Genomic DNA, 5282 nt, shown 5'->3' with positions numbered 1-5282 from the left:
GCCCTCGTGGGGGGGCCCCCACCCGCCCCGGCGCGCGCGTTTAAAAAACCCCACCCCCCCCCGGGGCCCTGGCGCGCCCCAGCGCGGGCCCCCGCCCCGCGCCCCGCGCCTTCCCTACCGCATCGCCCGGATTTCGACATGCAACTCGACTTCACCCAACTGCCCAAGGCCGAGGCCTACCGCTGGCTGGCCTCCACCGTCACGCCGCGGCCCATCGCCTGGGTCAGCACGCTGTCCGAGGACGGCCAGAGCAACCTCGCGCCGTTCAGCTTCTTCCAGGTCATCAGCGATTCGCCGCCGACCCTGCTGATCAACACCAGCGTGCGCGAGGATGGCAGCGTCAAGGACACCCTGCGCAACGTGCGCGAGACCGGCGAACTGGTGATCCACCTGGTCAGCGCCGCCCAGGCCGAGAACATGAACGCCACCGCCGCCTGGCTGCCTCACGGCGTCAGCGAGATCGAGCACGCCGGCATCGCCACCGTGCCCAGCGAGCGCGTGGCGCCGCCCCGCGTGGTCGGCGCGCCGGTGGCCTTCGAATGCCAGCTGGCGGAAATCATGCCGTACCCGGCGGACAACCCCTCCAGCATGCTGATCTTCGCCCGCGTGCTGCTGGCGCATATCGACGAGTCGGTGATGCAGGACGAGCGCCACGTCGACCCGGCGAAGCTGGACCTGGTGGGCCGCCTGGGCGGCACCCAGTACAGCTACACCCGCGACACCTTCAGCATGATTCGTCCGAAGTAGGGCTTAGCGCCTGGCGCTGCCGCGTCAGGCGAGTTCCAGCTCCGGGCCGAGCTGCCAGTGGACGCCGACCATGTGCGCCACGTCCAGCCGTTCGCCGAGCGCGAAGAGCTCCGAGAGCAGTGGGTCGCGGCGGTCGAATTCCAGCGTGCGGTCGTGAATCAGGCTGACGATGCCGCGCACCAGGCGCCAGCCGGTCCGGGCATCGAACCAACAGTCCAGCCATTCTCCCTTCACCTCGTCGCACGCCAGCGGGCAGACGAAGCTGCGGATCGGCAACTGACCGCGAGCCAGCAGCAACGGGTCGAGGCGCCGCTGCTCGCGGTACAGCTCGGGCAGTTGCAGTTCCTGGGCGGGTCCCGCCAGCGGGCGCTGCAGGACCAGTTGGTAGTAGGCGTTCATCCGGGTACCTGAAGTGGAGAGTCAGGCGTAGGAATCTGAACGGTCAGACCGACAGGTCGCTGTCGGCGCTTTCCGTATCCGTGCTCGGAAACTCCTGTTCAGTGTTCTGGATACGACCTCCACGTATCTCTGTGCAGCATCACCGTGCCATCACCGTCGCGCCCTCTATCCAGTCGGTGGGCCGCGCTCCTAATGTTCTGGCCAAAAGCAGCGATAACGATCAGGAGACCTTCGAGGATTTCCTGCAACGCCATTGCGGATGGGGGGAGATGCCATGGTTGCCTTCGTGCAGCGTCGTCTGGCCGATATGGGAACGGCGAAGAAACTGGCCATCGGATTCGGCCTGGTGCTGTTGCTGACTGCCCTGGTGGCAGTAATCGGCGTGACCTCGCTGCGGGCGATTTCCCAGCGCTTCGACCTGCTCGGCGACATGTCGACCATCAACCGCGAGTTGCTGGAGATGCGCCAGAGCGAGAAGGACTTCGTGATCGACGCCAGCGACGCCTCGGCCAAGCGCCTGCGCGAGCACGCCGGCAACCTCGGCGAAGCGGTGGCGCGGCTCAAGGCCCAGGCGAGCGAGGCCGCGGCGATGCAGCAGGTGGAGCAGGGCGTCGCCGATTACCTGGCAGCGTTCGAGAAATTCGAGAAGTCCAGCAAGAGCCGGCGGCTGTCGCTGGATGCCGCCACCTGGTCGGTGAACGGCGCATCGAACAGCCTGGACATCCTGCAATCCAGCCTGGCCGACGACGGCGCCTACGAACTCAAGGACTCCCAGGGCCAGAAGGGCGAGGAACTGCTGCAGCAGGCCGCCCAGGTCAGCCAGCTCTACCGCCTGGTGCTGCAGGGCCTGAACGAGGCGCGCTCGCGCATGGACGCGGGCGGTGAGGAAAAGGCCAGCGAGGAAAAGGCCGCTGACGGTCGCATCAAGTCCGCTGCCGAGGCGCTGGAACTGTCCGCCAAGCTGCAGCAGGTCATCACCGACCCGACCTACGTCTCCGTGCTCAAGGACGTCATCACCAATATCAACGCCTTCGTCGAGAAGCTCGACGAGTACACCGCCAGCCTCGAGCAGGAGAAGCAGGTCCACGCGCAGATGAACGAACGCGCGGCCCAGGTCATGCAGCAGGTCGACGACGCCTACGCCGCCCAGCGCGCGGCCATGCAGACCCAGCTACGCACCAATACCCTGCTGATCGTCGCTTCGGCAGCACTAGCGCTGCTGGTGGGTGCGCTGGCTTCGCTGCTGATCACCTGGATGATCGTGCGGCCGCTGCGCCAGGTGATCGGCATGGCCCGCCGCATCGCCGAAGGCGACCTGAGCGTGAGCGTCGAGGTCCGGCGCAAGGATGAAGTCGGTCAACTGATGGGCGCGGTCGGCAGCATGGCGGATAGCCTGCGCGGCATCGTCAGCCGCCTGAGCGACGGCGTGGGGCGCATCTCCGCCTCGGCGCAGGCGCTTTCCAGTGTTACCGAACGCACCCAGCACGGGGTGAACAGCCAGAAGGCCGAGACCGACCAGGTCGCCACGGCGATGAACCAGATGGCTGCCACCGTCCACGACGTGGCGCGCAATGCCGAGGAGGCCGCCACTTCTGCCGAACAGGCCGACGGCAAGGTCGCCAGCGGGCAGGACGTGGTGCGCCAGACGCTTGGCCGCATCGAGCAGTTGGCCGAAGCCGTGCGTGCGGCCACGCAGAGCATCGAGCAGCTTGGCCGCGAGAGCCAGAGCATCGGCAGCGTGCTGGACGTGATCAAGAACGTCGCCGAGCAGACCAACCTGCTGGCGCTCAACGCCGCCATCGAAGCGGCGCGGGCGGGCGAGCAGGGCAGGGGCTTCGCCGTGGTCGCCGATGAAGTGCGGGCGCTGGCGCGGCGCACCCAGCAGTCCACCGCCGAGATCGAGACGCTGATTGCCGCCCTGCAGAGCGGCGCGAGCACTTCGGTGCAGCGCATGCAGCGCAGTCACGCGCTGGTGGAAATGACCGTGGGCGACGCGGTGCAGACCGAAGCCGCGCTGGGCACCATTGCCTCGGCGGTCGCGGTGATCCACCAGATGAACCAGCAGATCGCCGCCGCTTCCGAGCAGCAGAGCGCGGTGGCCGAGGAGATCAGCCGCAGCGTCACCAGCATTCGTGGCATCGCCGACGAATCGGCGCAGGCCATGGAGTCCACCGCATCCTCCAGCGTCGAACTGGCGCAGCTCAGCCGCGAACTACAGGGGCTGGTCGGGCAGTTCCGCCTGTGACGCCCTGGCGCTGGCCGCCTGCTCGCGCTTGCGCTGCTGGTGCCAGCGCCGGTAGGCATTGACGCCCGCGCGCACCGAGCTGAACACCAGCGGCGGCTTCACCTCGCCCAGCGTCCCGGAGCGCTTGAGCATCGCCAGGGTCTCACCGGCTACCCGCGCCAGGGACAGGTGTACGCCCTGCGCATCGAGGGTCTGCTGGACTTCGCGCAAGGTCGTCAGGCCGCTGATATCCAGGTTGAGGATGCCCTCGGCATTGAGCAGCACCGCGCGCGCGTTCGGCTCGCCGGCCACCACCTCGAGCAGACGCTGCTTGAAGTAGTCGGCGTTGAAGAACAGGATCGGCGCGTCGAAGCGGTAGATCACCAGGCCCGGCAGGGTATGCGCGTTGGGGTATTGCTCCAGTTCCACCTGGCCGTCGATACCGTGCACCCAGCCCATCACCGCGTCGTGCGGGCGATAGGTGAGGTAAAGCAGGCGCAGCAGGGCGAGCATGATGGCGACGAAGATCCCCGGCAGCACGCCGACGCTGAGCACCCCGGCGGTGGTCAGCACGCACAGGCCGAACTCGAACCGGCTCAGCGCCCAGAAGCCGCGCAGCGCGCGGAAGTCGATCAGGCCCCAGCCGGCCATCAGCAATACCGCGCCCAGCGCCGGCATCGGCACCCAGCCCAGCGGCTTGCTGAACAACAGCAGCACCAGGCCGATCACCAGGGCCGCAACCACGCCGACCATCTGGCTCTTGCCGCCGACCATGTCGTTCACCGCGGTGCGTGAGTCGGCGCCGCTGATGACGAAGCCCTGGGAAATCCCCGCGCCGATGTTGGCCATGCCCAGCGCCATGAACTCGTGGTTGGCGTCGATGGTGTAACCGTGGCGGGCGGCAAAGCTGCGGGCGGTGAGCATGGCGCTGCAGAAGCTGACGATGGTGATGCCCATGGCGTCGCGGAACAGGCTGCCCAGTTCCTCGTAGTTGGTCTTCGGCCAGCTCAGTTGCGGCAGACCTTGCGGCACCTCGCCGAGCAGCTTGATGCCGTACTGGTCCAGGCCGAACAGGGCGGCGATCAGCGAGGCGAACAGCACACCCACCAGCGCGCCGGGAATCTTCGGGTAGCGGCGTGGCAGCAGGATCATCAGCGCCAGGGTGCCGGCGCCCAGTGCGAGTGTTGGCAGGTGAGTGTCGGCGAGGTTGCGCACCAGGGCGATCAGGCCGCGGACGAAGCCGCTGGTCTCGCTGTGGTAGCCGAGAATCTTGCCGAGCTGCCCGGCGATCAGGCTCAGGCCGATGCCGTTCAGGTAGCCCACCAGCGTGGGCCGCGAGAGGAAGCTGGCAACGAAGCCCGCGCGGGCGAAACCGGCGGCGATGGACAGGGCGCCCACCAGCACCGCGACGATCATCGACAACTGCAGCAGGCGCTCCGGGTTGCCGGCCGCCAGCGGGGTGATGGCCGCCGCGACCATCGCGGCAGTGGCGGCGTCCGGGCCGACCATCAGTTGCCGCGAGCTGCCGACGATGGCGTAGATCAGCATCGGCAGGATGCAGGCGTAGAGCCCGACCTGCGGCGGGAAACCGATGATCTGCGAATAGGCGATGGCGGTGGGAATCTGCACCGCGGCCACCGACAGGCCGGCCTGGATATCGCGCGGCAGCCAGTCGAAACGGTAGTGCAGCAGGCTGTCCAGGCCGGGCAGCCAACGAGCGAGGGACATCGGGGATCTTCCTTGGAATCGACCAAGGGAAATCCTAGCTGGAAAGGCCTGTTAGAGCTTGTCGGAAATCATCGAGATAGCGCGGAGGAAAGTAGGCAGGAGGTGAAGTCTTGGCTGTAGGAGCGAGCTTGCTCGCGAACCCGCCCAGCACCGGCATTGCAGGGGGATGTTCGCGAGCAAGCTC

At 67.5% G+C, this 5282-nt stretch carries 4 protein-coding genes and 1 pseudogene; 3 read left to right on the top strand and 2 right to left on the bottom strand.

The annotated features are described in order from the left end of the window. The first annotated feature begins 138 nt into the window (after positions 1–138). Positions 139–747, top strand: a complete 609-nt coding sequence (locus ACCC94_RS27560) for a flavin reductase family protein (RefSeq protein ID WP_413352772.1) — start codon at positions 139–141, stop codon at positions 745–747. Positions 748–771: 24 nt separating this feature from the next. Here the strand turns inward: ACCC94_RS27560 and ACCC94_RS27555 are convergent, their stop codons facing one another. Continuing rightward, positions 772–1146: a hypothetical protein gene (locus tag ACCC94_RS27555; protein WP_413352771.1), complete on the bottom strand. Its 375-nt coding sequence runs from the start codon at positions 1144–1146 to the stop codon at positions 772–774. A 259-nt stretch (positions 1147–1405) separates the two neighbouring features. Here ACCC94_RS27555 and ACCC94_RS27550 point away from each other — a divergent pair. Then, a pseudogene (locus tag ACCC94_RS27550) lies at positions 1406–2533 on the top strand (HAMP domain-containing protein); the annotation flags it as partial. Continuing rightward, on the top strand, positions 2510–3391 hold the full coding sequence (locus ACCC94_RS27545) for a methyl-accepting chemotaxis protein (RefSeq protein WP_413352773.1): 882 nt from the start codon (positions 2510–2512) through the stop codon (positions 3389–3391). The pseudogene ACCC94_RS27550 and the gene ACCC94_RS27545, both read left to right, overlap by 24 nt. On the opposite strand, the gene ACCC94_RS27540 is transcribed toward ACCC94_RS27545, so the two are convergent. After that, positions 3359–5098 (bottom strand): SulP family inorganic anion transporter, encoded by a 1740-nt coding sequence (locus ACCC94_RS27540; protein ID WP_413352770.1) that lies wholly within the window; start codon positions 5096–5098, stop codon positions 3359–3361. The genes ACCC94_RS27545 and ACCC94_RS27540 overlap by 33 nt on opposite strands. Positions 5099–5282: the final 184 nt, after the last annotated feature.

The organism is Pseudomonas sp. Pseusp97 (assembly GCF_047304025.1).
Lineage (GTDB): Bacteria > Pseudomonadota > Gammaproteobacteria > Pseudomonadales > Pseudomonadaceae > Pseudomonas.
The sequence above is the reverse complement of the archived record's forward strand: the minus strand, read 5'-3'. Positions and strand labels throughout refer to the sequence as shown.

Coding starts and splice junctions, on each gene's coding strand:
- ACCC94_RS27560 (WP_413352772.1), top strand. CDS start 139: ATGCAACTCGACTTCACCCAACTGCCCAAGGCCGAGGCCTACCGCTGG.
- ACCC94_RS27555 (WP_413352771.1), bottom strand. CDS start 1,146: ATGAACGCCTACTACCAACTGGTCCTGCAGCGCCCGCTGGCGGGACCC.
- ACCC94_RS27545 (WP_413352773.1), top strand. CDS start 2,510: ATGGGCGCGGTCGGCAGCATGGCGGATAGCCTGCGCGGCATCGTCAGC.
- ACCC94_RS27540 (WP_413352770.1), bottom strand. CDS start 5,098: ATGTCCCTCGCTCGTTGGCTGCCCGGCCTGGACAGCCTGCTGCACTAC.